Origin of the sequence: Streptomyces finlayi, from assembly GCF_014216315.1 — a bacterium.
GTDB classification, from domain to species: Bacteria; Actinomycetota; Actinomycetes; order Streptomycetales; family Streptomycetaceae; genus Streptomyces; species Streptomyces finlayi_A.
The window spans coordinates 6,553,697-6,580,524 of the sequence record NZ_CP045702.1; the positions used below are offsets into that span (position 1 = coordinate 6,553,697).

Below are 26,828 nucleotides of genomic sequence, written 5' to 3' on the forward strand. Positions count from 1 at the left end.
TACGCGTGCCCGGTCACCGGGCACGACGTCCGGGGACCGGCCGCGCCGCCCTGACGCCATGGTCCTGTCGCAGGAGCCTGCGGAGCCCGTCCGAGCCCCGCCCCCGATGACCGGGCGGAGCCCGTCGTCAAGACCGCCTCTTCGGCCATGTTCCGATCCGGTTCGTATCCGGAAGCATCGTCCGGTTACGCTCATGACATGCATGCCTGGCCCGCTTCTGAGGTCCCCGCCCTGCCTGGCAAGGGCCGCGACCTTCGGATCCACGACACCGCGACCGGCGGACGGATCACCCTTGACCCCGGTCCCGTCGCCCGCATCTATGTCTGCGGCATCACGCCGTACGACGCGACCCACATGGGTCATGCGGCGACCTACAACGCGTTCGACCTCGTTCAGCGCGTGTGGCTCGACACCAAGCGGCAGGTTCACTACGTCCAGAACGTGACCGACGTGGATGATCCGCTGCTGGAGCGGGCCGTACGCGACGGGGAGGACTGGACCGAGCTCGCCGAGCGCGAGACGGCCCTCTTCCGCGAGGACATGACCGCCCTGCGAATGCTCCCGCCGCAGCACTACATCGGCGCGGTGGAGTCGATACCCGGCATCGTCCCGCTCGTCGAACGGCTCCGCGACGCGGGCGCCGCCTACGAGCTCGACGGTGACGTGTACTTCTCCGTCGAGGCCGACCCGCACTTCGGTGAGGTCTCGAACCTGGACGCCGAGGCGATGCGGCTGCTCTCCGCCGAGCGCGGCGGCGACCCCGAGCGCCCCGGCAAGAAGAACCCCCTCGACCCGATGCTGTGGATGGCCGCCCGTGAGGGCGAGCCCAACTGGGACGGAGGCACCCTCGGACGCGGCCGGCCCGGCTGGCACATCGAGTGCGTCGCCATCGCCCTGGACCACCTCGGCATGGGCTTCGACGTCCAGGGAGGCGGCTCCGACCTCGTCTTCCCGCACCACGAGATGGGCGCATCGCACGCCCAGGTGCTGACCGGCGAGCACCCGTTCGCCCGGGCGTACGTCCACGCCGGGATGGTCGCCCTGAACGGCGAGAAGATGTCGAAGTCCAAGGGCAACCTGGTCTTCGTGTCCGCGCTGCGCCGCGACGGCGTTGACCCGGTGGCGATCCGCCTCGCCCTCCTCTCGCACCACTACCGGTCCGACTGGGAGTGGACCGACCAGGTGCTGGCCGATGCGGTCGAGCGGCTCGCGCGGTGGCGCGCCGCCGTCTCCCGTCCCGACGGACGGTCCGCCGACGCCCTGGTCGAAGAGGTCCGCGAGGCCCTCGCCGACGACCTGGACACCCCGGCCGCACTCGCCGCCGTGGACCGCTGGGCCGCGCTGCAGAGCGCCGAAGGCGGCACGGACGAGGGAGCGCCCGGCCTCGTCTCGCGTACGGTCGACGCGCTGCTCGGAGTGGCCCTGTAGGAGCCGGGCGGTGTGACCGCCGCGCGGCCCCGACCCATGGAACCGGCCTCGGACTTCTCTGCGGAGTTCGGGACCGGTTCCTTTCGTGCCTCGGCGAATGCTCGAAGCAGCGCCAAAACCGCTCCATTCAGTCATCGACGGCCTTCAGGGTGCGGCAGCGGGCACGGTGCAACCGCGTCTGATCCCGGGCCCGGACGGAACGAGGGGCGCCGGGCGGGATGTGTACCCGCCCGGCGCCCCTCACGTCCGGCTGCTGCTGCCGGGACCCGGCCCGTCAGTTCTCCGGGGTGTTCCCGTCGTGCCCGTCATCAGCGTCGTTCCCGGTGTCCCCGTCTCCGGGCGAATCCGGGCCGGTGTCCGGGCGCTCCGGCGAACCCCCGGACGCCTTCCCTGGCCCGAGGGGACCGCTCCCGGCCTCCGGACGCGCCGGCTTGGGTGGTCTGGTGCGGCCGCTCGACGGGTCCCGCAGATAGGGGACGTCGCCACTCTCCGTCGCGTGACCGCCGGGTCCCTGGCCAGGACCGCCGTCCCTGCGCCGCAGATAGCGCTCGAACTCCCGGGCGATGGCCTCGCCGGTCGCCTCGGGCAGCTCCGCGGTGTCGCGGGCCTCCTCCAGCGTCTGGACGTACTCGGCGACCTCGCTGTCCTCGGCGGCCAGTTGGTCGACGCCGAGCTGCCAGGCACGGGCGTCCTCGGGCAGTTCGCCCAGCGGAATCCGCAGTCCGAGCAGATCCTCCAGACGGTTCAGCAGAGCCAGCGTGGCCTTCGGGTTGGGCGGCTGCGACACGTAGTGCGGTACCGCCGCCCACAGGCTCACCGCGGGCACACCCGCGTGGGTGCACGCCTCCTGGAGGATGCCGACGATGCCCGTCGGGCCCTCGTACCGGGTCTCCTCCAGATCCATCGTCCTGGCCAGATCCGGATCGGACGTCACGCCACTGACCGGCACCGGCCGGGTGTGCGGGGTGTCGCCGAGCAGTGCCCCGAGGATGACGACCATCTCGACACCCAGCTCATGGGCGAATCCCAGGATCTCGTTGCAGAACGAACGCCAGCGCATCGACGGTTCGATGCCACGGACGAGAACCAGGTCGCGGGGCTTGTCCCCGCCGACGCGGACCACGGAGAGCCGGGTGGTGGGCCAGGTGATCTTTCGCACCCCGCCGTCCAGCCACACCGTGGGGCGGTTGACCTGGAAGTCGTAGTAGTCCTCGGCGTCGAGCGCCGCGAACACCTCGCCCTTCCATTCCCGGTCCAGATGTCCGACAGCTGTGGAGGCGGCGTCACCGGCGTCGTTCCAGCCCTCGAACGCGGCCACCATGACCGGGTCGACCAGCTCGGGTACCCCCTCGAGCTCGATCACCCAGACCTCCTTCCGAAGTTCCCTTGTGTACGCACCAACCTTACGGCTTCCGGGCTGCCCCACCGCAGTCCTCCGGCACGAGCGGGTGAACTCCGCACGTGTACGCGCCCCGAGGGTCATAACGATGCATCAGCCTCGCGATTCCTCCGAGCTGTGATCGCCGAATTCCGTTCGAACCCTGGACTTTCGTTCGAGGTGGGCGCTATACATCGGATGACACGCAAGAGGTCCGATGTTATTCCCCTGGGGGGCGCACATGAGTCAGACCGTCACGGATCTCGAGGTCCACGACATCCGGTTTCCCACCTCGGAACAGCTGGACGGTTCGGACGCCATGAACCCCGATCCCGACTACTCCGCCGCCTACGTCGTCCTGCGGACCGGCCACGCCGGTTCCGGCGCCGAAGGCCACGGTTTCTGCTTCACCATCGGGCGTGGCAACGAGGTCATGGCCGCCGCCATCGAGGCGCTGCGCCCGTACGTGGTGGGGCGCCCGGCGCCGCGTACCGCCGCAGACCTCGGGGAGCTGTACCGGGAGCTCACCCACGACTCCCAACTGCGCTGGCTCGGACCCGAGAAGGGGGTTATGCACATGGCGGTCGGCGCGGTCGTCAACGCCGCCTGGGACCTGGCGGCGGCCGGTGCGGGCAAGCCCGTCTGGCAGTTCCTCGCCGGGATGACGCCCGAGGAGCTCGTCTCCCTGGTCGACTTCCGTTATCTGAGTGACGCCCTCACGCCCGAGGACGCACTCGCGATCCTGAGGGCCGCGGAACCGGGACGCGCCGAGCGCACGGAACTCCTTCTCGCCCAGGGCTACCCCGCGTACACGACCTCGCCCGGCTGGCTGGGGTACGAGGACGACAAGCTGGTGCGGCTGTCCAAGGAGGCCGTGGCCGACGGCTTCGGCCAGATCAAGCTGAAGGTCGGCGCGGACCTCGGCGACGACGTACGCCGCATGTCGCTCGCCCGCGAGGCGGTCGGCCCCGACATCCGGATCGCGGTCGACGCCAACCAGCGCTGGGACGTGGCCGACGCGGTGGAGTGGATGAACGCGCTCGCGCCGTTCGACCCGCACTGGATCGAGGAACCCACCAGCCCCGACGACGTACTCGGCCACGCCGCCGTGCGCGCCGGACAGCCCGTCAAGGTCGCCACCGGAGAACACGTCGCCAACCGGGTCGTGTTCAAGCAGCTGCTCCAGGCCGGCGCCGTCGACTTCGTACAGATCGACGCCGCCCGGGTCGCCGGCGTCAACGAGAATCTGGCGATCCTGCTGCTGGCCGCGAAGTACGGCGTCCCGGTCTGCCCGCACGCAGGAGGCGTCGGCCTCTGCGAACTCGTGCAGCACCTCTCGATGTTCGACTACGTGGCGGTCTCCGGGACCTGGGAGGACCGGGTCATCGAGTACGTCGACCACCTCCACGAGCACTTCGCCACCCCGACCGTGATCGAGAACGGCAGATACATGGCGCCGCTCGCGCCCGGGTTCTCCGCCCGGATGCTCCCCGAGTCGATGGCCGAGCACCGCTACCCCGAGGGCCCCGTCTGGCAGGCCCGCCGCACGACCGAGGAGAACGCCCGATGACCCGTGCACCCGAATTCGATGGGATGGCCGCCCTGGTGACGGGCGGAGCGTCAGGGATCGGGGCCGCCGTGGCCACCCTGCTCCTGGAACGTGGCGCGAAGGTCGCCGTACTCGACCGGGAGACCGCGGGAGCGCCCGAGGGCGCGCTCGCGCTCAAGGCCGATGTGACCGACGACGCGGCCGTACGGGAGGCGGTCGACCGGGCCGCCGCCGAACTGGGCGGCCTGCACACCCTCGTCTCCAACGCGGGCATCGGCTCCATCGGCACCGTGGAGGACAACACGGACGAGGAGTGGACGAGGGTCCTGGACATCAACGTCCTCGGGATGGTCCGCACCGCCCGGCACGCCCTCCCGCATCTGCGCCGGGCCGCCGCGGCCCGCCCCGGAGCCGTCTCGATCACCCACACGTGCTCGATCGCGGCCACGGCCGGCCTCCCGCAGCGCGCGCTCTACAGCGCGAGCAAGGGGGCCGTGCTCTCGCTGACCCTCGCCATGGCCGCCGACCACGTCCGTGAGGGCATCCGGGTCAACTGCGTCAACCCCGGTACGGCGGACACCCCGTGGATCGGCAGACTCCTCGACCGGGCCGACGACCCGGCCGCGGAACGCGCCGCGCTCGACGCCCGCCAGCCCCTGGGACGGCTGGTGTCCGCGGACGAGGTCGCGGCGGCGGTCGTCTACCTCGCGGGCCCCGGCGCGGCCTCCGTCACCGGTACCTCACTCGCCGTCGACGGCGGCATGCAGGGCCTGCGACCGCGCCCCCCGACCGCCTGAACCCTGGCCATCCCCCGCTGAGCCGCAGCACCCATCAAGCGGGCCGCCAGAGCGACGAGCCGGTATTCCACAAAGAAACGGGACTCATGAGGGTGCGTACGACGAGTGCGGCGGCCTGCGCCGTACTCGACTTCTGGAACTCCTACCAGCAGTACGTCGAGAAGGGCGTGCGGGCCGGGGGAGCGGTACCGCCCCCGGCCCGCCCGGATGCCGGATGTTCACAGGGTCGAGCGCAGCCACTGCTCCACGCTCGCCACATGCACGGTCGCCCAGGCCCGCGCGGCCTCCGCGTCCCTGTCCCGCAGTGCCGAGAGGATCGCCCGGTGCTCGTGAAGGGTGCGGCTGACGGCGTCCTCCTGGGTCAGACCGCGCCAGACCCGGGCCCTCGTCGTCGGCCCGGAAAGCCCGTCGAGCAGCGAGCAGAGCACCGAGTTGCCGGACGACTGCACGATCCCGCGGTGGAACTCCAGGTCGGCGGCGACCAGTTGCTCCACCGAGGGCTTCTCGCCCAGCGCGTCGAGCTGCGAACCGAGCAGCTCCAGCTGTGCGTCGCTGATCCGGCTCGCGGCCATCGCCGTGGCGGCCGGTTCGAGGATCCGGCGCACCGCGAGGAACTCCAGAACGGTGTCGTCGCGGTGGAAGTCCACGACGAAACTCATCGCTTCCAGGAGCAGCTGGGGATCCAGGCTCGTGACGTAGGTGCCGTCACCCTGCCGTACGTCGAGGATGCGGATCAGCGACAGGGCGCGCACCGCCTCTCGCAGGGAGTTGCGGGACAGCCCGAGTTCCGCGGCGAGTTCGCTCTCCTTGGGGAGCCGGTCACCGGGCCTCAGAGCACCCGAGACGATCATTTCCTTGATCTTCTCGATCGCCTCGTCGGTGACAGCCATGACGGTCCTCCTGGATTGCGGACTGGGATCAGACATCCGATGTCTTCGTCCATTATGAGGGTCCGCGCGGCCGATGGAGCAATGCGGACGGGGGCGGCTTCCTTCCGGAAGCCGCCCCCGCACACGCCTTGTCTCAGCCCCGGTCGGCGAGCAGCCCCTCGACCTGGGTCCTGATGCCGTCGGTGGCCAGTCCGCGGATCGTCAGCGTCGTACGGCGACGCAGCACGTCGTCCGCCGTCTCGGCCCACTCGTGGTCCCGGGCGTAGACGACCTGCGCCCAGATCTCCGGGGCGTCCGGGTGGATGCGCTGGGCCAGCGCCGGGTTCTCGTTGGCGAGCCGGGCGATGTCGAAGGACAACGAGCCGTAGTGGGTGGCGAGGTGCCTGGCCGTGTCCGCCGCCATCCGCGGACCGGGCGTACCGCCGTCGACCAGGAGCCGGTGCGCGACCGCCTGCGGGTTGGCGATGCCGGGCAGCGGGAGCTTCCTGGGCAGCCGGGCCATCGGCTCCATGTCGTCCGCGAGCGGGTGACCCGGGAGCGCGGCCAGCTTGTTCATCACCGTGCGGCCGATGTGCCGGAACGTCGTCCACTTGCCGCCCGCGACCGAGAGCATCCCGCCCCGGCCCTCCGTCACGACGGTCTCGCGCTTGGCCTTCGACGTGCTGCCGGGACCGCCCGGCAGCACCCGCAGCCCCGCGAAGGAGTACGTGATCAGATCACGCGACAGCTGCTGGTCGCGGACGGAGAACGCCGCCTCGTCCAGGATCTGCGCCGTGTCCTTCTCGGTCACCGCGACATCCGCCGGATCGCCCTCGTACTCCTCGTCCGTGGTGCCGAGCAGCAGCATGTCCTCCCACGGCAGAGCGAAGGTGATCCGGTACTTGTCGATCGGGGTGGCGAGCGCGGCCTTCCAGGGGCGGGTGCGCTTGAGCACCAGGTGCGCACCCTTGGACAGCCGGATCGAGGGGGCCGCGCCCGGGTCCTCCATCTTGCGGAGGTGGTCCACCCACGGTCCGGTCGCGTTCAGCACGAGGCGGGCGTTCACGCCGAACTCCGTACCGTCGGCGCTGTCGCGCAGGTCGGCGCCCGTCACCCGGCCCCGGGTGAACCGCAGTCCGGTCACGGCGGCGTGGTTGAGGACGGTCGCGCCCGCTTCGGTCGCCGCGCGCACGGTCATCAGCGCCATCCGGGCGTCGTTCATCTGGTCGTCGCCGTAGACCGCGACGGCCTTGAGGTTGTCCGTACGCAGCTCCGGCACATCGCGCTGTGCCCTCGCCGGGCTGATCACATGGCCGACGCCGTCACCGAACCCGGACAGCGCGGAGTAGGCGAAGACGCCCGCACCGAGCTTGGCGGCACCGTGCGGGCCGCCCTTGTAGACCGGCAGGTAGAAGGTGAGTGGATTGGCCAGGTGCGGCGCGACCTGACGGGAGACGGCGCGCCGCTCGAAGTGGTTCTCCGCCACCAGCTTCACCGCGCCGGTCTGCAGGTAGCGCAGACCGCCGTGGAGCAGCTTGGAGGAGGCGGAGGAGGTGGCGCCGGCGAAGTCGCCGGCGTCCACCAGCGCCACCCGCAGTCCGGACTGCGCGGCGTGCCAGGCGGTGGAGATGCCCAGGATGCCGCCGCCGATCACCAGGAGGTCGTACGTCGCCTTGGACAGCTGCTCCCGGGTCTCGGCGCGGCTCGGAAGGGAGCCGGAGGCCGGATGCGTCCCGAGGGCGGGGACGCTCTGCAGGGTGGTCATATCGCTTTACTCCTCGACAGTGTCTTCGTCGAGCCAGCCCATCGAACGTTCGACGGCCTTGAGCCAGCTCTTGTACTCGCGGTCACGGGTGGCCGCGTCCATACGGGGTGTCCACTCGGCTGCCCGGCGCCAGTTGGCGCGCAGGGAGTCGGTGTCCGGCCAGAAGCCGACGGCGAGACCGGCGGCGTAAGCGGCGCCGAGGCAGGTGGTCTCGGCGACCATGGGGCGCACGACAGGCGCGTCCAGGAAGTCGGAGAGGGTCTGCATCAGCAGGTTGTTGGAGGTCATACCGCCGTCGACCTTGAGCGCGGTCAGCTCGACGCCGGAGTCCTTGGTCATGGCGTCGCTGATCTCGCGGGTCTGCCAGGCGGTGGCCTCGAGCACGGCGCGGGCGATGTGCGCCTTGGTGACGTAGCGGGTGAGACCTGCGATGACGCCTCGGGCGTCGGGGCGCCAGTACGGGGCGAAGAGTCCGGAGAAGGCGGGCACGAAATAGGCGCCGCCGTTGTCCTCGACCGAGGAGGCCAGGGTCTCGATCTCGGCGGCGGACTTGATCAGGCCCATCTGGTCGCGCATCCACTGGACCAGCGATCCGGTGACGGCGATGGAACCTTCGAGTGCGTAGACGGGCTTCTGGTCGCCGATGCGGTACCCGACGGTCGTCAGCAGTCCGTTGTACGAGTTCACGGGCGTGTGGCCCGTGTTCATCAGCATGAAGGTGCCGGTGCCGTACGTGGACTTCGCCTCGCCCTGTGCGAAACAGGTCTGGCCGAAGAGCGCGGCCTGCTGGTCACCGAGCGCGGACGCCACCGGGATGCCGTCCAGGACGCCGCCCTTGGCATGTCCGTACACCTCGGCCGAGGAGCGGATCTCCGGCAGCACGGCGGCCGGGATTCCGATCGACTGGAGGATCTTCTCGTCCCACTGCATCGTGTGCAGGTTCATGAGGAGGGTGCGCGAGGCGTTGGTGACGTCCGTGACGTGGACGCCACCCTCGGTGCCGCCGGTCAGGTTCCAGATGACCCAGGAGTCCATGGTCCCGAAGAGGATCTCGCCCCGCTCGGCGCGCTCGCGCAGGCCCTCGACGTTGTCGAGGAGCCAGCGGACCTTGGGCCCGGCGAAGTACGAGGCGAGGGGCAGGCCGGTCTCCCGGCGGAAACGGTCCTGCCCGACGTTGCGGCCCAGCTCCTTGCAGAGCGCGTCGGTGCGGGTGTCCTGCCAGACGAGGGCGTTGTGGACGGGCTCACCGGTGTTCTTGTCCCAGAGCAGCGTCGTCTCGCGCTGGTTGGTGATGCCGATCGCCTTGACGTCGGCCGAGGTGATGCCCGCCTTCGAGATGGCGCCGGCGACGACCTCCTGGACGTTCGTCCAGATCTCGGAAGCGTCGTGCTCGACCCAGCCCGGCTTCGGGAAGATCTGCTCGTGCTCCTTCTGGTCGACGGAGACGATGCGGCCGTCCTTGTCGAAGACGATGCAGCGGCTGGAGGTGGTGCCCTGGTCGATGGCCGCGATGAACGGCCCGGTGCCGTGGCTCCCGGTGGTGTGTGCTTCGGTCACGGTGTGCTCCCCGGAGGTCTGTGAGTGCTGAGGGATACGGCTCTGAGCTCTGCGGCTCACGCGAAGGCGACGTTGTAGAGCCCGCCGGCGACGGCGCCGCCGATGAGCGGTCCGACAATCGGTACCCAGGCGTAGCCCCAGTCGGAACCACCCTTGTTCGGCAGCGGCAGCAGCGCGTGCACGATACGCGGACCGAGGTCGCGAACCGGGTTGATCGCGTAGCCGGTCGGGCCGCCGAGCGAGAGACCGATTCCGACAACGACAAGAGCGGTGATCAGGGCACCGAGAGTGCCGAGGCCGTTGCCCTCGTTGTTGAGGCCCTGGGTCAGGATCGCGAGCACCAGGACCACCGTGGCGATGACCTCGGTGACGACGTTCTGCACGGCGTTCCGGATCTCCGGGCCCGTGGAGAAGATGCCGAGTACGGGGCCGGCCTTCGGGGCGGCCTTCTGGTCGACCATGCCCTCTTCGCTGGGCTGGTCGCGCAGGATCTCGGGGTCGGTGAGGTGGGCGTGGAACTGCCCGTAGTACACCGCCCAGACCAGCACCGCGCCGATCATCGCGCCCAGCAGCTGGGAGGCGAGATACAGCGGGACGTCGGCCCACTCGGTGCCGCCTTGTATGGCGAGGCCGAGCGTGACCGCCGGGTTGAGGTGCGCGCCGGAGACACCGCCGGCCAGGTAAGCAGCGGTCAGAACGGCGAAACCCCACCCGAAGGTGATGGCAAGCCAGCCGGCGTTCCGTGCCTTGGAACTCTTCAGCGTGACGGCGGCGCAGACTCCGCCGCCGAGGAGGATGAGAACGGCGGTACCGATGGTCTCGCCGATGAAGATGTCGGAGCTGGACACCCGTGACTCCTTTGTCCTTCGTCCAGGGGAAAGGCGAACACCGGGTCCCTCCGGTGGTTCGCGCCCGAGGTTGGTATCCACGCTGTGCGGGTACTCACCTGTGTGGGCCGACCGGTCCTTGGCACTGGCATACCCTAACGCGTATTGCCGTTAGGTGTTCGACAATGCCGACCGGTGAACGGCAATGTTTCTCCCTGGTGAATGCGACGTCAAGGGTTGTGGCGCATGCGACCGGGTGCGGAGCCCGATCGTTATCGACGGGTCGCGCGGCCGGCGGGAGGCCCGGAGGTGCCCGGCCGGCGGTGGGCTCAGGAGCGCCCGGTCGGCGGTGGGCTCAGAAGCGCCCGGCGCCCAGGTCCCGCGAGACGGCGCGTGCGCAGTCCCGCACGGCCGCGATCAGCTCGGCGCGCAGCTCGCCGCCCGGGCTGACCCGCTCCACCGCGCCGGTGACGGCCACGGCGCCGACAGGCATCCGCCGCCGGTCGTGAATGGGCGCCGCGATGGCGGCCACCCCTTCCCAGGTCTCCTCCACGTCGGCGGCCCAGCCGCGCGCCCGGATCAGGTCGAGCAACGACTCGAAGTCGTCCGCGCCGGTCACCGTTCGGGGGGTGAACGCCTGCCGCTCGGCCTCGAGGGCCTCGCTGTGCGCCACCGGGTCGTAGGCGGAGAGCACCTTGCCCAGGGCCGTGGAGTGCAGCGGCTGCATGGCACCCACCTCCAGCACCTGGCGGCTGTCGTCGGGCCGGAAGACGTGGTGGACGATGAGGATGCCGTGCTGGTGCAGGACGCCCAGGTGGACGCTCTCGCCGCTCGAGCGCGCCAGGTCGTCGGTCCACACCAGGGCCCGGGCCCGCAGCTCGTGGACGTCCAGATAGCTGTTGCCCAGGCGCAGCAGCTCCGCGCCGAGCTGGTAGCGGCCGGACGCCGCGTCCTGCTCGACGAAGCCCTCGTGCTGGAGCGTGCGCAGGATGCCGTGAGCGGTTCCCTTGGCCAGCCCCAGGGAAGAAGAGATGTCGGACAGTCCGAGCCGGCGCTCGCCGCCCGCCAGCAGCCGCAGCATCGCTGCCGCCCGCTCCAGCGACTGGATGTTCTTGGCCATCGCGCCGTACTCCTCCATCGTGGTTCGACAATGCTGAACACTATCGGTCGATGTCGACCCATGTCCGGTAGCTCGTCAAGCCTGCGCCCCCACGCAGGCCGAGCTGCCCCCGCACAGCATGCCGTCCGCCCCGTGGGACGCCGTGACGGGCCGTGGTGCCTCCCGGCTACGCTGGCCGGGCGCGCCCTCCGCAGGAAGGCCGCAAAGCCGACAGCCGTCGCATCCCAGGGAGAACATCCATGGCCTCGTCGCCGACCCCTTCCGCTGACAGCCGGAACCGAGCCGAAGCCCTCCGCGAGGCGCTCGCCACACGTGTGGTGGTGGCAGACGGTGCCATGGGCACGATGCTCCAGGCACAAGACCCCACCCTTGCGGACTTCGAGAACCTCGAAGGCTGCAACGAGATCCTCAACGTCACCCGTCCGGACATCGTCCGCTCCGTGCACGAGGAGTATTTCGCGGTCGGCGTGGACTGCGTGGAGACGAACACCTTCGGTGCGAACCACTCCGCGGCGAACGAGTACGAGATCGCCGACCGGATCGTCGAGCTGTCCGAGTCGGGCGCCCGGATCGCACGCGAGGTCGCGGACGAGTTCACCGCCAAGGACGGCCGTCAGCGCTGGGTCCTCGGCTCCGTGGGCCCCGGCACCAAGCTGCCCACGCTCGGCCACATCGCGTACGACGTGCTCCGTGACGGCTACCAGCAGAACGCCGAGGGCCTGCTCGCCGGCGGGGCGGACGCCCTGATCGTGGAGACCACGCAGGACCTGCTGCAGACGAAGTCGAGCCTGATCGGCGCGCGGCGGGCGATGGAAGCCCTGGGCGTGGACGTCCCCCTGATCTGCTCGCTCGCCTTCGAGACGACCGGCGTCATGCTGCTCGGCTCCGAGATCGGCGCCGCGCTCACCGCCCTGGAACCGCTGGGCATCGACCTGATCGGCCTCAACTGCTCGACGGGCCCGGCCGAGATGAGCGAGCACCTGCGCTACCTGGCCCGCCACTCACGTACGCCGCTGATGTGTATGCCCAACGCGGGCCTGCCCGTGCTCACCAAGGACGGCGCGCACTTCCCGCTGACCCCGCCCGAGATGGCCGACGCCCAGGAGAACTTCGTACGGGACTACGGCCTCTCGCTGGTCGGCGGCTGCTGCGGCTCGACACCCGAGCACCTGCGCCAGGTCGTCGAACGCGTCCGCGACATGACCCCGGGCGTGCGCGACCCGCGCCCCGAGCCGGGTGCCTCCTCGCTCTACCAGACCGTGTCCTTCCGCCAGGACACCTCGTACATGGCGATCGGTGAGCGCACCAACGCCAACGGCTCGAAGAAGTTCCGCGAGGCCATGCTGGAAGCGCGCTGGGACGACTGCGTCGAGATGGCCCGCGACCAGATCCGCGAGGGCGCGCACATGCTCGACCTCTGCGTCGACTACGTGGGCCGGGACGGCGTCGCCGACATGGAGCGGCTGGCCGGTCTCTTCGCCACCGCCTCCACGCTCCCCATCGTGCTCGACTCCACCGAGGTGCCCGTCCTGCGCGCGGGTCTGGAGAAGCTCGGCGGCCGGGCCGTACTGAACTCCGTCAACTACGAGGACGGCGACGGCCCCGAGTCCCGCTTCGCCAAGGTCACCGCGCTGGCGAAGGAGCACGGCGCCGCGCTGATCGCGCTGACCATCGACGAGGAGGGCCAGGCCAGGACGGCCGAGCACAAGGTCGCCATCGCCGAGCGCCTCATCGACGACCTCACCGGCAACTGGGGCATCCTCGAGCCGGACATCCTCATCGACACCCTGACCTTCACCATCTGTACCGGTCAGGAGGAGTCCCGCAAGGACGGCATCGCCACGATCGAGGCCATCCGCGAACTCAAGCGCCGCCGACCCGGCGTACAGACCACCCTCGGCCTCTCCAACATCTCCTTCGGCCTCAACCCCGCCGCCCGCGTCGTCCTGAACTCCGTCTTCCTCGACGAGTGCGTCAAGGCCGGCCTCGACTCCGCGATCGTGCACGCCTCCAAGATCCTCCCCATCGCGCGCCTGGAGGAGGAGCAGGTCAAGGTCGCCCTGGACCTGATCTACGACCGCCGTGCCGAGGGTTACGACCCCCTGCAGAAGCTCATGGAGCTCTTCGAGGGCGTCAACATGAAGTCGATGAAGGAGGGCCGCGCCGAGGAACTCCTCGCGCTCCCGCTCGACGAGCGACTCCAGCGCCGCATCATCGACGGCGAGAAGAACGGCCTCCAGGCCGACCTCGACGAGGCCCTGCGCACCCGCCCCGCCCTGGACATCGTCAACGAAACGCTCCTGGAGGGCATGAAGGTCGTCGGTGAGCTCTTCGGCTCCGGCCAGATGCAGCTGCCCTTCGTGCTCCAGTCCGCCGAGGTCATGAAGAACGCGGTCGCCCACCTGGAGCCGCACATGGAGAAGTCCGACGCGGAGGGCAAGGGCACGATCGTGCTGGCCACCGTGCGCGGTGACGTCCACGACATCGGCAAGAACCTCGTCGACATCATCCTCACCAACAACGGCTACAACGTCGTGAACCTCGGCATCAAGCAGCCCGTCTCCGCGATCCTGGAGGCCGCCGAGGAGCACCGGGCCGACGTCATCGGCATGTCCGGCCTCCTGGTGAAGTCGACCGTGATCATGAAGGAGAACCTGGAGGAGCTCAACCAGCGCAAGATGGCCGCGGACTTCCCGGTCATCCTGGGCGGGGCCGCGCTCACCAGGGCCTACGTCGAGCAGGACCTCCACGAGATCTACGAGGGCGAGGTCCGCTACGCCCGCGACGCGTTCGAGGGGCTCCGGCTCATGGACGCCCTCATCGGCATCAAGCGCGGCGTCCCCGGCGCGGTGCTTCCGGAGCTGAAGCAGCGCCGCGTCGCCAGGAAGGACACCGCGGTCCTGGAGGTCGAGGAGCCCGAGACGGGTGTCCGCTCCGACGTGACCACCGACAATCCGGTCCCGGAGCCGCCCTTCTGGGGCACCCGGGTCGTCAAGGGAATCCCGCTCAAGGAGTACGCCTCCTGGCTTGACGAGGGCGCGCTCTTCAAGGGCCAGTGGGGTCTCAAGCAGTCCCGCGCCGGCGACGGACCCACGTACGAGGAGCTGGTCGAGACCGAGGGCCACCCGCACCTGCGCGGCTGGCTCGACAAGCTCCACACCGAGAACATGCTGGAGGCCGCCGTCGTCTACGGCTACTTCCCCTGCGTGTCCAAGGGCGACGACCTGATCCTGCTCCACGAGGACGGCTCGGAGCGCACCCGCTTCACCTTCCCGCGCCAGCGCCGCGGCCGCCGTCTGTGCCTCGCGGACTTCTTCCGGCCCGAGGAGTCCGGTGAGCGCGACGTGGTCGGCCTCCAGGTCGTCACCGTCGGCTCGAAGATCGGCGAGGTCACGGCCGAGCTCTTCGCGGCCAACTCCTACCGCGACTACCTGGAGCTGCACGGTCTGTCCGTGCAGCTGGCAGAGGCGCTCGCCGAGTACTGGCACGCCCGGGTCCGCAGCGAGCTGGGCTTCGGCGGGGAGGACCCGGCCGGGGTCGAGGACATGTTCGCGCTGAAGTACCGGGGAGCGCGTTTCTCGCTGGGCTACGGCGCCTGCCCCGACCTGGACGACCGGGCGAAGATCGCCGCACTGCTGGAGCCCGAGCGCATCGGGGTGAAGCTCTCCGAGGAGTTCCAGCTGCACCCGGAGCAGTCGACCGACGCGATCGTCATCCATCACCCGGAGGCGAAGTACTTCAACGCGCGGTAACCCGCCGTTCGACGCATCGCGGCCGGTCACGTCGTAGACTGGTCGGTCCAGTGAGGCCGGTCGCTGTTCCCTTCGGGGAATGGCGGTCGGCCTTCTCGTCCCTACGGAGGAGTACGGATGACCAGTACGGTCCCCGCGTCCCTGACTCGCACGGCCGAAGGTTCCACGCTGCAGGCCGTCCTTCTCGACATGGACGGCACTCTGGTCGACACCGAAGGTTTCTGGTGGGATACGGAGCTGGAGGTCTTCGCGAGCCTGGGTCACCGGCTCGACGAGGCCTGGCGCGATGTCGTCGTGGGCGGTCCGATGACCCGCAGCGCGGGGTATCTCATCGACGTGACCGGCGCGGACATCAGGCTCGACGAGCTCACGGTGCTGCTCAACGACTGCTTCGAGAAGCGCATCGACCGCGGTGTGCCGCTGATGCCCGGAGCGGCACGGCTGCTCGCCGAACTCGCGGCGCACGACATGCCGACCGCCCTGGTCTCCGCCTCGCACCGCCGCATCATCGACCGCGTCCTGGACTCGGTCGGACACCACCACTTCGGCCTCACGGTCGCGGGGGACGAGGTCACCCGTACCAAGCCCCATCCGGAGCCCTACCTCTCCGCGGCATCCGGATTCGGGGCGGATCCCCTGCGCTGCGCCGTCATCGAGGACACCGCGACGGGAGTGGCCGCGGCCGAGGCCGCGGGCTGCCGTGTGGTGGCCGTACCGTCCGTCGCCCCGATCGCACCGGCCGCCGGAAGAGTGGTCGTGGGATCGCTCGAAGATGTCGATCTCGCATTTCTCCGGGGCCTGGTCACCGGAATCCTCTGAGGCACGCACCGAGAGTGTTCTTGTGAATGTACGGAAAAGCTCTCGGTCTCAGAACGTGTGCTCGCTCTCCCCCCGACGCAGGGGTAAATCAGGTTCATGTCAATAGGTCGAAAACGGGTCGTGTGCGGACTTTGCCCGGCCATGGGTGATTCTCTCGCGGCTGAAATCTTACGATGTGACCCGATTCGACCCACTGACCGGCGCTCTGCGTCACGCCGTGTGCGAAAGACAACCAGGCGGACAATTCCTCGTGCCGCCCCTTCTGGAGGGCGGTGGACAGCGCGAGCAGTCCCGTCTGTCAGGCGTCGCCGACCATCCCTACTAATCTCGTTTTCTCACATACCGGAATGAGGGAGAACGCTCAGATGAACCGCAAGACGCTGGTGCTGCCGGCCGTGGTCGGCCTGCTCGCGCCCGTACTCGCCGCCTGCGGGGTGACGGGAGGCGGCGACGAGGGCGAGGACACCATCGTCGTCGGCACCACGGACCAGTTCATCGCCACGAAGGACAACCCGGCGCCGCTCGACCCGGCCATCGGCTACGAAGCGGGCGTGTGGAACGTTCTGCGACAGACGGTGCAGACCCTCATGCACGTCCCGCGCGGCGGCGGTGAGCCCGTGCCCGACGCCGCGAAGAGCTGCGTCTTCACGGACACGGAGAACGAGAGCTACCGCTGCACCCTGCGCAAGGGGCTCACCTTCGCCGACGGCACGGCGCTCACGCCCGAGGACGTGCGGTACTCCGTCCAGCGCGTCCTCGACATCAATTCCGACAGCGGCCCCGCCGGTCTGCTCGACAACATCGACAAGATCGAGACCAAGGGCGACGACGAGGTCATCTTCCACCTCCGCAGCTCGGACGCGACCTTCCCGTACAAGCTCGCCACGCCCGCCGCGGGCATCGTCGCGCAGGACAAGTACCCGTCGAAGAGCGCCCGCAAGGGCTTCCAGGTCGACGGCTCGGGCCCGTACACGATGAAGCCCGAGGTCAAGAACGGCCAGGTGACCAAGGTCCTCTTCACCAGGAACCCGAAGTACATGGGCGACCTGGAGGTGCTCAACGACAAGGTCGAGCTGGACCTGTTCCCGGACGCCGCCGCGATGGGCGAGGCGCTCGACGCCAAGAAGGTCGACCTGATGACCCGCACCATGTCGCCCGGGCAGGCCGGCCGGATGCTCGTGAAGCCGAAGGACGGGGTGAAGCTCACCGAGATGCCCGGCCTCGCCATCCGCTACCTCGGTTTCAACACGGACGCCCCCTCGGTGAAGAGCAAGGCCGTCCGCCAGGCCATGGCCCGCGTCATCGACCGCGGCGCCATCGCGAGCAAGGTGTACGGCACCACCGCCGAGCCGCTGTACTCGCTGATCCCGTCCACCATCACCGGCCACACCAACTCGTTCTTCAACAAGTACGGCGAGCCCGACACGGCCAAGGCGGCGGCCACGCTGCGCGCCGCCCGTATCGACACGCCGGTGAAGTTCACACTGCACTACACGACGGACCATTACGGACCCGCGACCGCCACCGAGTTCGAGATGCTGAAGCAGCAGCTGAACGACTCGCAGCTGTTCGACGTGACCGTCGAAGGCACCCCCTGGGCGGAGTACCGCCCGGCGCAGAAGCGCGGCGACTACGACGTCTACGGCATGGGCTGGTTCCCGGACTTCCCGGATCCGGACAACTACACGGCGCCGTTCCTGGACAAGAACGACTTCCTCAACTCGCCCTACCGCTCCGCCGTGGCGGAGAAGACCCTCATCCCGCAGTCCCGCCGCGAGACGGACCGCAGCGCCGCGTCCAAGACCTTCGAGCGGCTCCAGGACATCGTCGCCGACGACGTCCCCGTACTCCCGGTCTGGCAGGGCAAGCAGTACATCGCCTCCCGTGAAGGCCTCACCGGGGTGGAGTGGGCCGTCAACGCCTCCGCCGACCTCCACCTGTGGGAGCTCGGGCGCGGCACCGCGTAAACAGCGCACGACAACACCGCGTGGCGACACCGCGTGGCGACACCGCGTGGCGACACCCCGTCACAACAGAAAGGCCGGTCCGGGTGACACACCCCGGACCGGCCGGCAGGGTGGCACGCCACCCACTGCTCACTGGGCGCCGGGGCGCACCAGTCCGCTCTCGTACGCGTACACGGCGGCCTGCACGCGGTCGCGCAGACGGAGCTTCGTCAGTACGTGGCCCACATGGGTCTTGACGGTCGTCTCGCTGACGAACAGGTCTGCGGCGACCTCCGCGTTGGACAGTCCGCGCGCCACCAGTTTCAGCACCTCGACCTCACGGTCCGTCAGCGTGTGCAGGGCGTCCGGGACCGGGTCCTCGCCGGACGGCAGATGGTCCGCGTACTTGTCGAGCAGCCGGCGCGTGATGCTGGGCGCCAGCATCGCCTCCCCCGCCGCGACCACCCTGATCGCCTGCACCAGTTCGTTGGCCGGAGCGTCCTTGAGGAGGAAGCCACTGGCTCCGGCGCGCAGCGCCTCCACCACGTACTCGTCGAGATCGAAGGTGGTCAGCACCAGCACCTTCGCCGGGCCGTCGCGGCCCGGTCCGGTGATCTGCCGGGTCGCCTCGACCCCGTCCATCCGGGGCATCCGGATGTCCATCAGTACGACATCGGGCTGCAGCGCCCGCACCTGATCGATGGCCTGCAGACCGTCGCCGGCCTCGCCGACCACCGCGAGATCCCCCTCCGCCTCCAGGATCATCCGGAAGCCGGTGCGCAGCAGCGGTTGGTCATCGACCAGAAGGACGCGGATCGCCACGAAATCTCCTTAAGGGCCTTCGAGGGCCACCGGTTGGCCGGCCTCGGCCCGGACCTGTCCCATTCTGCCCTGGACGTCCTGCGCCGATTCCGCCGGGCGCACGGACAGGGGGTAGACCGGGGGAGTACCGCCGAATTCCGGACAGACGGCACGGTGGTCGCACCAGCCGCACAGCTTCGTCGGCCGCGGCCGCCATTCGCCGCTTTCAGTCGCCTCCCGGATCGCCTCCCAGAGCGCCAGCAGCTTGCGCTCCACCCGCTCCAGGTCCGCCTCGACCGGGTCGTACGTCAGCACGTCACCACTGCCGAGGTAGACCAGCTGGAGACGCCGGGGCACCACGCCCTTCAGCCGCCAGATCACCAGGGCGTAGAACTTCATCTGGAACAGCGCACCCTCCGCGTACTCCGGACGCGGTGCCTTGCCCGTCTTGTAGTCCACGATCCGGACCTCGCCCGTCGGCGCCACATCGATCCGGTCGATCACCCCACGCAGCCGCAGCCCGGACTCCAGCTCCGTCTCGACGAACAGCTCACGCTCTGCCGGCTCCAGCCGTGTCGGGTCCTCCAGCGAGAACCAGCGCTCCACCAGCTGCTCCGCCTCGCCGAGCCACCGCGAAAGCCGCTCACCCTCCGCGTCACCCGAGAACAGCTCCGTCAGCTCCGGCTTCGACTCCAGCAGCCGGTCCCACTGGCCGGGGATCAACGCCCGTGCCTTCGGAGCCGTACGCTCCACGGCCGGGTTGTCGAACAGACGCTCAAGCACGGCGTGGACCAGCGTGCCCCGGGTAGCAGCCTCACTGGGCTTCTCGGGAAGCCTGTCGATGACCCGGAAGCGGTACAGCAGGGGACACTGCATGAAGTCGCTCGCCCGCGACGGAGACAAAGACGTGGGCGGCTGAGGCGGCCGGGGTGCGGAGGTCATGTCGAAGACCCTACGGCCCGCCACTGACACCGGGCGGAATACCATCGACGGCAGACCCTCGCACACTGCATGATCGTGGCAAGACGCCACCGACCGAAGGGACCCCGTGGACGACAGCGGTGACAGCGGGCGGCCGCAGCAAGGCGCAGGGGGCACGGACCCGGGCGCCGCGCCCGACAAGGGCACGCCGAAGCGACCGGCCGAACCGGGCGGCGGCATCCTGATGGGCCGCCCCTTCGGTGTGCCGGTCTACGTCGCCCCCAGCTGGTTCATCGTCGCGGCGCTCATCACGTGGGTCTTCGGCGGCCAGCTGGAGCGGGTCCTGCCCGGACTCGGGAACATCCGCTACCTGGTCTCGCTCTTCTTCGCGATCGCCTTCTACGCCTCGGTGCTCGTCCACGAGCTCGCCCACACGGTCGCGGCGCTGCGCTACAAGCTCCCGGTCCGGCGCATCCAGCTCCAGTTCTTCGGCGGCGTCTCCGAGATCGAGAAGGAGTCCGAGACCCCGGGCCGCGAATTCGTCCTCGCCTTCGTCGGCCCCCTGCTCTCGCTCGTCCTCGCCGGTGTCTTCTACGCGGGGATGCAGTTCGTCGATCCCCCCACCGTCCCCGGCGTGCTCCTCGCCGGGCTGATGATCTCCAACCTCCTCGTCGCCGCCTTCAACCTCCTCCCGGGCCTCCCGCTCGACGGCGGACGGATGCTGCGCGCCGTCGTCTGGAAGATCACCGGAAAGCCGATGAGCGGGACCGTCGTCGCCGCCTGGGTCGGCCGTGGTCTCGCCGTCGCCGTCCTCATCGGGCTCCCGCTGCTCACCCACACCGGAGCGCTCGGCAACGCAACCGACGAGATCACCGGCGTGGAGACCGTCACCGACGCCCTGCTCGCCGCGATCCTCGCCGGGATCATCTGGACGGGCGCCGGAAACAGCCTGCGCATGGCCCGCCTCCGCGAGCACCTCCCGGACCTGCGTGCCCGCACCCTCACCAGGCGCGCCGTCCCCGTGGAGTCCGTCACCCCCCTCTCCGAGGCGCTGCGCCGGGCCAACGAGGCAGGGGCCCGGGCCCTGGTCGTCGTCGACGGACAGGGCAACCCCAAGGGTCTGGTCCGGGAGGCCGCCATCGTCGGTGTTCCCGAGCACCGCCGCCCCTGGGTCGCCGTGAGCGGTCTCGCCCAGGACCTCACCGACGGCATGAGGATCCCCGCCGAACTGGCCGGCGAAGCCCTCCTCGACCGTCTCAAGGCCACGCCGGCCACCGAATACCTCGTCGTCGAGGAGACGGGGGAGATCTACGGAGTCCTCTCCACCATCGACGTCGAACGCGCTTTCGTCGCCGCGATGGCCCGCCCGAGCGCCTGAGACGCCGTCGAGCCGCTGCCGGGCGGTCGGAGCCCCCGGAAACACCGGTACGCTGGCCACATGTCTGAACCGACCGGTGCCGCCCGACGTCGCGGGCCCTTCAAGGTCGGGGACCAGGTACAGCTCACCGATCCCAAGGGACGCCACTACACCTTCACGCTCGAAGCCGGAAAGAATTTCCACACCCACAAGGGTTCTTTCCCGCACGACGAGCTGATCGGTGCTCCCGAGGGCAGTGTTGTCCGCACCACGGGGAACGTCGCCTACCTTGCGCTGCGCCCCCTGCTCCCCGACTACGTCCTGTCCATGCCCCGCGGTGCCGCCGTGGTCTACCCGAAGGACGCGGGGCAGATCCTGGCCTTCGGCGACATCTTCCCCGGCGCCCGCGTCGTGGAGGCCGGCGTCGGATCCGGTGCACTGAGCACCTTCCTCCTGCGCGCCATCGGCGAGCAGGGAATGCTGCACTCCTACGAGCGCCGCGAAGACTTCGCCGAGATCGCCCAGCAGAACGTCGAGCGCTACTTCGGCTCCCCGCACCCCGCCTGGCAGCTCACCATCGGCGACCTCCAGGACAACCTCTCGGACACCGACGTGGACCGTGTCGTCCTGGACATGCTCGCGCCCTGGGAGTGCCTGGAAGCCGTCTCCAAGGCACTCGTGCCCGGCGGCATCCTCTGCGCGTACGTCGCCACCACCACCCAGCTCTCGCGGACCGTCGAGTCCATCCGCGAGATCGGCTGCTTCGCCGAACCGCAGCCCTGGGAATCGATGATCCGCAACTGGCACGTCGAGGGCCTGGCCGTCCGTCCCGACCACCGGATGATCGGCCACACCGGCTTCCTCGTCACCGCGCGCCGCCTGGCGGACGGCGTCGAGGCCCCGCTGCGCCGTCGCCGCCCTTCCAAGGGCGCCTACGGAGACGACTACGACGGCCCGGGCAGCACCTCTTCCCGAGCCTGACGCCGTAACAACGCTCGGGCGCCGCTGCCGAGTTCCCCGACCTGTCCGGGGAACTCGGCAGCGGCGCCTTTTCGTTGCCCCGGTGAGCGGGTGCCGACCCCACCGTTCCGCGGTCGTGCGAGGTGTGGCACGATGCTGGCCACCCCCCGCCCGCCGACGCGCAGCCGGCACCGCCTTTCCAGGCCCCCAGGAACCACAGGAGACATACCGCGTGCAGACCTCCGCGCTCCCGGACCTCGCGCACACCGCCACGAAGCCGGTGCACTGGCTCGCCACGGCCACGGCGATGGCAGCCGTCGTCGCCTGTGCGGGCCTGCTCCAGCCCGGCACGGCCACCGCCACGGCATCCGGTCACGGAGTGGCCTCCCGGTCCGGCGGTGTGCCCGCGGCCGCCCCCGACGCGGCAGCCGCGGTCTACCCCCTCGACTGCGGCGGCGCGAAGAACGTGGTGGCCGACGAAGCCCCCGGAGACCTCGACGGCGACGGCCGCCCCGAGACCGTCGCCGTGGTCCACTGCGACGCCGGCATGGGCACACCGCCCAGCGGTGTCTACGTCCTGACACAGGGAAGCGGGGCCGCTCCCAGGGTCGTCGCGACCCTGGTGGACCCCGCTTCACGGACGACGGTCACCGACTTCTCCGTGCACGACGGAATCGTCTCGGCGACACTGCTCGGCTACTCCACCATGGACGTGCCGCGCTGCTGCCCGGACGAGACCGAGAAGGCCAGCTGGCAGTGGAAGGGCAACGCCTTCGTCAGGTCCGACCAGGACCTGGCGCGCGACGCCTGAGCCGCCGGACAGCCCTCAGGCCGCGTCCGGACCGAAAACTTCGACGCTGTCCGAAACGCGTCGTACATGGATGCAGTCGCCCGGGCACTCCTTGGCCGAGTCCACCACGTCCTGGAGGAGCGGCAGCGGCACCGGCGTCGTGGCGCCCTTGTCCTGGAGGAGCTCGTCCTCCCCGCTCTTCACGTACGCCAGGCCATCGATGTCCAGCTCGAACACCTCGGGTGCGTACTGCACGCAGATACCGTCGCCCGTGCAGAGGTCCTGGTCGATCCAGACCTCCAGATCCTGTGTTCCGCTGTCGCCCGGAGCGTCCTGCCGCACGGTCATATGTCCTGCCGTTCCCTGCGTATCCGAACCAAATGAAGCCAGCCCTGACGGGTGTTGAACGCTTCGACGATACAACCGGCGGCTTTCCGGTGCTCAAAGTGGGTATTCCCTTGGCGTGAGGGAGAGCGCAAGGGTGAAGATCGGACACGCCCCGGAGTCTTTGTGATCTAGGGGTTTCAATCATCACCCACCCAGGTAGGGTCAGGAAGCGTCCAGCTCCCCTTGGAGGAGGTGAGGACCGTGGCAGCCCACGACGACGACATCAACCGCGGCATCCGGCCCGGGCGGGGGTCAGAAGACCCAGCCGGCCAGGTTGTCTATCTCGAGCAGGAAATCGCCGTCCTGCGACGTAAGCTCGCCGACTCTCCGCGTCATACGAGGATTCTCGAAGAGCGGATCGTCGAGTTGCAGACCAACCTGGCCGGCGTGTCCGCCCAGAACGAGCGGCTCGCCAATACGCTCCGCGAGGCCCGAGACCAGATCGTGGCCCTCAAAGAGGAGGTCGACCGGCTCGCACAGCCGCCGGCCGGCTTCGGTGTCTTCCTGCAGTCCATCGAGGACGGCACCTGCGATATTTTCACCGGGGGCCGCAAGCTCCGGGTGAACGTCAGCCCAAGCGTCGACCTCGAAGACCTCAGGCGAGGTCAGGAAGTCATGCTCAACGAAGCGCTCAACGTGGTCGAGGCCATGGCGTTCGAGCGGGCCGGGGACATCGTCACCCTCAAGGAGATCCTCGAGGACGGCGAGCGTGCTCTGGTGATCGGGCACACCGACGAGGAACGGGTGGTGCGGCTCGCGGAGCCGCTGATGGACATGACCATCCGTCCCGGCGACTCCCTGTTGCTGGAACCCAGATCCGGCTACGTCTACGAAGTGGTCCCGAAGAGCGAGGTCGAGGAACTGGTCCTCGAAGAGGTCCCGGACATCGACTACGACAAGATCGGCGGTCTGGGCGACCAGATCGAACTGATCCGCGACGCGGTCGAGCTTCCGTACCTCCACCCCGACCTCTTCAAGGAGCACGAGCTGCGGCCGCCGAAGGGCATCCTGCTCTACGGTCCACCCGGCTGCGGCAAGACTCTGATCGCCAAGGCCGTGGCCAACTCACTGGCCAAGAAGGTCGCCGAGGTCACCGGACAGCCCGCGGGGAAGAGCTACTTCCTCAATATCAAGGGCCCCGAGCTCCTCAACAAGTACGTCGGCGAGACCGAGCGGCACATTCGCCTGGTCTTTCAGCGTGCCCGGGAGAAGGCGAGCGAGGGCACCCCCGTCATCGTCTTCTTCGACGAGATGGAATCCCTCTTCCGCACCCGTGGTTCCGGTGTCAGCTCGGACGTGGAGAACACCATCGTTCCCCAGCTGCTCGCCGAGATCGACGGTGTGGAGGGACTGGAGAACGTCATCGTCATCGGCGCCTCCAACCGCGAGGACATGATCGACCCCGCCATCCTGCGGCCCGGCCGACTCGATGTGAAGATCAAGATCGAGCGTCCGGACGCGGAGGCCGCGAAGGACATCTTCGCGAAGTACCTGACGCCTTCGCTGCCGATCCACTCGGAGGATCTGGCCGAGCACGCCGGCTCCAGGCCCGGCGCCACTCACGCCATGATCCAGTCCGTCGTGGAGAGGATGTACACCGAGTCCGAGGAGAACCGCTTCCTGGAGGTCACCTACGCCAACGGTGACAAGGAAGTCCTGTACTTCAAGGACTTCAACTCGGGCGCGATGATTCAGAACATCGTCGACCGGGCAAAGAAGATGGCCATCAAGGCATTCCTCGAACACGGCCAAAAGGGCCTTCGCGTCTCCCATCTCCTCCAGGCATGTGTGGACGAGTTCAAGGAGAACGAGGACCTTCCCAACACGACGAACCCGGACGACTGGGCCAGGATTTCCGGAAAGAAGGGTGAGCGGATCGTCTTCATCCGCACACTCGTCACCGGAAAGCAGGGTGCGGACACCGGACGCTCCATCGACACAGTGGCAAATACCGGGCAGTACCTCTAGAACGCAGACCGGCTGCGGATGCCCGGCCGGGCATCCGCAGCCGGTTGTTTTCCCCGGCCGCTTCGGCCATATCCGAGCAATGACGTAATTGATCTCCCCACCGGCGCAATGGCGCTCTAGGCTCTGCCGTACCGCCGAGTCGCGCAGTGCGGGGACGGGCACCGCACGCCCACCGGACAAGCAGCGGTACTTGAGCGCCGCCCCCGGAGGGGACCGGCGCCGGGCAAGGAGGGCCGCATGACCGTACGGCGAGTAATGGGCATCGAGACCGAGTACGGGATCTCCGTTCCCGGTCACCCCAACGCCAATGCCATGCTCACCTCGTCCCAGATCGTCAACGCCTACGCGGCGGCGATGCACCGGGCGCGCCGCGCCCGCTGGGATTTCGAGGAGGAGAATCCGCTGCGCGACGCGCGAGGCTTCGACCTCGCCCGTGAGACCGCCGACTCGAGTCAGCTCACCGACGAGGACATCGGCCTGGCCAATGTCATCCTCACCAACGGTGCCAGGCTCTACGTCGACCACGCGCACCCCGAATACAGCTCACCCGAGATCACCAACCCGCTCGACGCGGTGCTCTGGGACAAGGCCGGCGAACGGGTCATGGCCGAGGCCGCCGAGCGGGCCGCCGCGATCCCGGGCGCCCAGCCGATCCACCTCTACAAGAACAACACCGACAACAAGGGCGCCTCGTACGGCACGCACGAGAACTACCTGATGAAGCGGGAGACCCCGTTCTCGGACATCGTGCGCCATCTCACGCCCTTCTTCGTCTCCCGGCAGGTCGTCACCGGCGCGGGCCGGGTCGGCATCGGTCAGGACGGCCATGAGCACGGCTTCCAGATCAGCCAGCGCGCCGACTACTTCGAGGTCGAGGTGGGCCTGGAGACCACGCTCAAGCGCCCCATCATCAACACCCGCGACGAACCCCACTCCGATGCCGAGAAGTACCGCAGGCTGCACGTGATCATCGGTGACGCCAATCTGTCCGAGATCTCGACGTACCTCAAGCTCGGCACCACGGCACTGATCCTTTCGATGATCGAGGACGGCTTCATCAACGTCGACCTCGCCGTCGACCAGCCGGTGCGCACCCTGCACCAGGTCTCGCATGACCCGACACTGAAGCAGCTGATCACGCTCCGCAGCGGCCGGACACTCACCGCTGTGCAGCTCCAGATGGAGTACTTCGAGCTGGGCCGCAAGTACGTCGAGGAGAGGTACGGCGCCGACGCCGACGCGCAGACGAAGGACGTCCTGACCCGCTGGGAGGACACGCTCAACCGGCTGGAGAACGATCCGATGAGCCTCTCGGGGGAGCTGGACTGGATCGCGAAGAAGGAACTCATGGAGGGCTACCGGCGACGCGACAGCCTCGACTGGGACGCCCCGCGCCTGCACCTGGTGGACCTCCAGTACGCCGACGTGAGACCCGACAAGGGCCTCTACAACCGCCTGGCGGCCCGCGGGAAGATGACGCGGCTCCTGGACGAGAGCGACGTCGAGCGGGCCCGGACGAAGCCGCCTGAGGACACCAGGGCATATTTCCGTGGCCGGTGCCTGGAGCAGTACGCGGACGACGTCGCCGCGGCCTCCTGGGATTCGGTCATCTTCGATCTGCCCGGCCAGGATTCCCTGCAGCGGGTGCCCACCATGGAACCGCTGCGCGGGACACGCGAACACGTCGAGGGGCTCCTGGACCGCTGCCGTACGGCGCAAGAGCTGGTCCGGGTGCTCTCGGGCGGCTGAAAGGGCTGCCGGCTGGGAATCATTCCGATGACCTCCGGACGTTGAGACAAGTACCGGGCCAATGTCGGACCTCATGGGTAGGGTCTGA

20 protein-coding genes are annotated in these 26,828 nt (G+C 69.1%); 11 read left to right on the forward strand and 9 right to left on the reverse strand.

The features are described from left to right. The first annotated feature begins 198 nt into the window (after positions 1–198). Positions 199–1,428, forward strand: coding sequence for a cysteine--1-D-myo-inosityl 2-amino-2-deoxy-alpha-D-glucopyranoside ligase (gene mshC / locus F0344_RS30035; RefSeq protein ID WP_185301756.1), 1,230 nt, complete (start codon positions 199–201; stop codon positions 1,426–1,428). Between the two features lie 274 nt (positions 1,429–1,702). Here the strand turns inward: mshC and F0344_RS30040 are convergent, their stop codons facing one another. Next, positions 1,703–2,791 carry a PAC2 family protein gene (locus F0344_RS30040; protein WP_185301757.1) on the reverse strand — a complete coding sequence of 363 codons (1,089 nt, stop codon included), beginning with the start codon at positions 2,789–2,791 and terminating at the stop codon, positions 1,703–1,705. Between the two features lie 256 nt (positions 2,792–3,047). On the opposite strand from F0344_RS30040, the gene F0344_RS30045 reads away from it, so the two are divergent. Next, positions 3,048–4,376 carry an enolase C-terminal domain-like protein gene (locus tag F0344_RS30045; RefSeq protein ID WP_185301758.1) on the forward strand — a complete coding sequence of 443 codons (1,329 nt, stop codon included), beginning with the start codon at positions 3,048–3,050 and terminating at the stop codon, positions 4,374–4,376. Beyond that, the gene (locus tag F0344_RS30050; protein WP_185301759.1) at positions 4,373–5,152 is read left to right on the forward strand and encodes an SDR family NAD(P)-dependent oxidoreductase; all 780 of its coding nucleotides are present in this window, start codon (positions 4,373–4,375) and stop codon (positions 5,150–5,152) included. The genes F0344_RS30045 and F0344_RS30050 overlap by 4 nt, the downstream gene beginning before the upstream one ends. Positions 5,153–5,370: 218 nt before the next feature. Here F0344_RS30050 and F0344_RS30055 read toward each other — a convergent pair whose 3' ends face one another. The 5 genes from F0344_RS30055 to F0344_RS30075 all read right to left on the reverse strand — a co-directional run bounded on the left by F0344_RS30055 (position 5,371) and on the right by F0344_RS30075 (position 11,290). After that, positions 5,371–6,042 carry a FadR/GntR family transcriptional regulator gene (locus tag F0344_RS30055; RefSeq protein ID WP_185301760.1) on the reverse strand — a complete coding sequence of 224 codons (672 nt, stop codon included), beginning with the start codon at positions 6,040–6,042 and terminating at the stop codon, positions 5,371–5,373. Positions 6,043–6,175: 133 nt separating this feature from the next. Next, entirely contained in the window at positions 6,176–7,786 is a 1,611-nt protein-coding gene (locus F0344_RS30060) for a glycerol-3-phosphate dehydrogenase/oxidase (protein ID WP_185301761.1), read from the reverse strand. Between the two features lie 6 nt (positions 7,787–7,792). Further along, a complete protein-coding gene (gene glpK, locus F0344_RS30065) occupies positions 7,793–9,343 on the reverse strand; it encodes a glycerol kinase GlpK (protein ID WP_185301762.1) in 1,551 nt (516 codons plus the stop codon). A gap of 56 nt (positions 9,344–9,399) precedes the next feature. Next, entirely contained in the window at positions 9,400–10,191 is a 792-nt protein-coding gene (locus tag F0344_RS30070) for an MIP/aquaporin family protein (RefSeq protein WP_185301763.1), read from the reverse strand. 334 nt (positions 10,192–10,525) lie between these two features. After that, entirely contained in the window at positions 10,526–11,290 is a 765-nt protein-coding gene (locus tag F0344_RS30075) for an IclR family transcriptional regulator (protein ID WP_185301764.1), read from the reverse strand. Between the two features lie 239 nt (positions 11,291–11,529). Here F0344_RS30075 and metH point away from each other — a divergent pair, with 239 nt between their 5' ends. From metH to F0344_RS30090, 3 genes are all read left to right on the forward strand, one after another. Then, the gene (metH, locus tag F0344_RS30080; RefSeq protein ID WP_185301765.1) at positions 11,530–15,042 is read left to right on the forward strand and encodes a methionine synthase; all 3,513 of its coding nucleotides are present in this window, start codon (positions 11,530–11,532) and stop codon (positions 15,040–15,042) included. Between the two features lie 117 nt (positions 15,043–15,159). Continuing rightward, positions 15,160–15,861 carry an HAD family hydrolase gene (locus tag F0344_RS30085; protein WP_185301766.1) on the forward strand — a complete coding sequence of 234 codons (702 nt, stop codon included), beginning with the start codon at positions 15,160–15,162 and terminating at the stop codon, positions 15,859–15,861. 365 nt (positions 15,862–16,226) lie between these two features. Next, positions 16,227–17,828 (forward strand): ABC transporter substrate-binding protein, encoded by a 1,602-nt coding sequence (locus tag F0344_RS30090; protein ID WP_185301767.1) that lies wholly within the window; start codon positions 16,227–16,229, stop codon positions 17,826–17,828. A 129-nt stretch (positions 17,829–17,957) separates the two neighbouring features. Here F0344_RS30090 and F0344_RS30095 read toward each other — a convergent pair whose 3' ends face one another. Beyond that, entirely contained in the window at positions 17,958–18,629 is a 672-nt protein-coding gene (locus F0344_RS30095) for a response regulator (protein ID WP_185301768.1), read from the reverse strand. Positions 18,630–18,638: 9 nt separating this feature from the next. Beyond that, entirely contained in the window at positions 18,639–19,484 is an 846-nt protein-coding gene (locus F0344_RS30100; RefSeq protein WP_308461012.1) for a RecB family exonuclease, read from the reverse strand. Positions 19,485–19,656: 172 nt separating this feature from the next. Between F0344_RS30100 and F0344_RS30105 the strand changes: the two genes are divergently transcribed. The 3 genes from F0344_RS30105 (at position 19,657) to F0344_RS30115 (ending at position 22,657) form a co-directional block, all read left to right on the forward strand. Further along, positions 19,657–20,907 carry a site-2 protease family protein gene (locus F0344_RS30105; protein WP_185301770.1) on the forward strand — a complete coding sequence of 417 codons (1,251 nt, stop codon included), beginning with the start codon at positions 19,657–19,659 and terminating at the stop codon, positions 20,905–20,907. Between the two features lie 60 nt (positions 20,908–20,967). Then, complete coding sequence (locus F0344_RS30110; RefSeq protein WP_185301771.1) at positions 20,968–21,867, forward strand: tRNA (adenine-N1)-methyltransferase; 900 nt, start codon at positions 20,968–20,970, stop codon at positions 21,865–21,867. 211 nt (positions 21,868–22,078) lie between these two features. Next, complete coding sequence (locus F0344_RS30115; protein ID WP_185301772.1) at positions 22,079–22,657, forward strand: hypothetical protein; 579 nt, start codon at positions 22,079–22,081, stop codon at positions 22,655–22,657. 15 nt (positions 22,658–22,672) lie between these two features. Here F0344_RS30115 and F0344_RS30120 read toward each other — a convergent pair whose 3' ends face one another. Further along, the gene (locus F0344_RS30120) at positions 22,673–22,984 is read right to left on the reverse strand and encodes a ferredoxin (protein WP_185301773.1); all 312 of its coding nucleotides are present in this window, start codon (positions 22,982–22,984) and stop codon (positions 22,673–22,675) included. Between the two features lie 240 nt (positions 22,985–23,224). Between F0344_RS30120 and arc the strand changes: the two genes are divergently transcribed. Next, complete coding sequence (gene arc / locus F0344_RS30125) at positions 23,225–24,991, forward strand: proteasome ATPase (RefSeq protein WP_185301774.1); 1,767 nt, start codon at positions 23,225–23,227, stop codon at positions 24,989–24,991. Between the two features lie 237 nt (positions 24,992–25,228). After that, positions 25,229–26,740, forward strand: coding sequence for a depupylase/deamidase Dop (gene dop / locus F0344_RS30130; protein ID WP_185301775.1), 1,512 nt, complete (start codon positions 25,229–25,231; stop codon positions 26,738–26,740). Positions 26,741–26,828: the final 88 nt, after the last annotated feature.